2 protein-coding genes are annotated in these 1,634 nt (G+C 40.8%); both read right to left on the reverse strand.

The genetic code is table 11. From position 1 onward, the window contains the following. Nucleotides 1-357 precede the first annotated feature (357 nt). Nucleotides 358-1,014 carry a HEAT repeat domain-containing protein gene (locus tag F6K49_RS47055; RefSeq protein WP_293109385.1) on the reverse strand — a complete coding sequence of 219 codons (657 nt, stop codon included), beginning with the start codon at nucleotides 1,012-1,014 and terminating at the stop codon, nucleotides 358-360. Nucleotides 1,015-1,212: 198 nt separating this feature from the next. Beyond that, complete coding sequence (locus tag F6K49_RS47060; RefSeq protein WP_293109388.1) at nucleotides 1,213-1,527, reverse strand: MarC family protein; 315 nt, start codon at nucleotides 1,525-1,527, stop codon at nucleotides 1,213-1,215. Between the last annotated feature and the right edge of the window lie 107 nt (nucleotides 1,528-1,634).

Here is a 1,634-nt window from a genome sequence, read left to right on the forward strand (position 1 = left end):
TGCTCATCAAAAGCATCGAGTGGAATATACCAGTGCTGAGCCACCCTGCATTTGGCTAGCCATTCATGGCAATTTGCAACAGAAGCAGAACTGAGCAAGATTCTTAGGACTTACGAAAAACTGGACTCTAAACACTCTGATGCTGTAGGGTCGAGACCTAACGGGGTGACAAACAGCCTTAAAAGCCTTACTGGGTGTGGGGTGAAAGGTGTAGGGGAAGATCAGGAACTGGCTACGTTGCGACGGGACGGTTGAATCAGCTTGGGTTGATCACGAAATCCCACTGGGTCACTCCAAATTCCCCTATATTTTCCCCACACCCCACATTACTTATTCCACAGACCTTTTTATTGAAATCTAGACAAGTCCCTCTAAAGTTGCACCGACAACTCGATAATCAGAATCTTGTCGCAGCTTCATCAGAGCATTTTGGGCTCTTGGGTCATCAAAATGTCTCAAAGTTATGGCTACTTGCGCACGAATTGCATCTATAGAGGAGTTAGCTGCTTCAAGAAGAACCTCTAAAGCTGAAGATGCTTGAGGTGTTTTTGCTAATTGCCCTAAATTAGCGATCGCTGATTCCTGAACTGTGATATCGTTCCCTTTAAGTCCCGAAATACAGAGCTTTAAAAATATTTCCGGGTGTTCAGTTACTTCTATTGCAGCAAGAATACTTTGCCTTACCAACCAATTAGAGTCTTGTTGGAATAGGTATACGAGATGGGAAATTGCCCGCTTACCATATTTAGCTAAAGAATTAGCTGCTTCAGCTCTGACATTATAATCTTTATCATGTTCGATTAAATCCAGTAATAACCCAAAGGCTTCCTCTGTTTGCTTATACCCCAAACCCATAGCAACAAAGGAACGAATTAGAAATTCTTGGTCATACATCCTTCCCTTGAGTAGGGGGACAACCAAACCCGGTTCATAGTGCCTTAATTCGGTAATAGCTTTCATCCGATTTTGAGGATTAGGGCTATTGAGATTAGTTTCAATCTGATGTAGTTCCATGGGAATATCTCAAAATGTGAATAATTTAAATTAATTGATTAGTAAACTTGGTTTTGAACTTCTGGAGGATTAGCTGCTAATCCTTGTTCAACTTAACCCTGATTCTTGTATACCAAAGGGAACAGGGAACAGGAAACAGGGAACAGGGAACAAAAATTCTCACAATGGGATTAAAGCGATATCTTTTGCTTGATTTGGCTATGGAGTGTTGGTAACAGTTTGATATTGATTAGTCTCACCAAATGTCCAAGCAGTACGAGCTATTAACAAGCCGCCAGCAATTTGCAATACCCCCAGAGAAATTCCCCAAAAGTCGAGAATTGCTTGACCAGTTACAAAGAAAAAGGCAATGATTGAGCTGGCATTAAGGGCTACTTTCTTAGCCTCTCGCAATCTTTGATGCTTACTAGCATTAGCTGTCAAGCTGTAAAAGATGGGCACTGCCCCCACTGGATTGGTAATGGTAAATAAAGCAATAAATGTTCCGAGTGCATAAGAAATTAATTGGGACATCACTTCTTTACTTTTACTTGAGACAGTAGTTTTGGCTCTAACAGCACTCGAATTTTAGATTTTAAAAATACAAAGGGATTTCGCTCATATTGCAATAATCTTTTAAC

It is taken from the genome of Moorena sp. SIO3I6 (assembly GCF_010672095.1).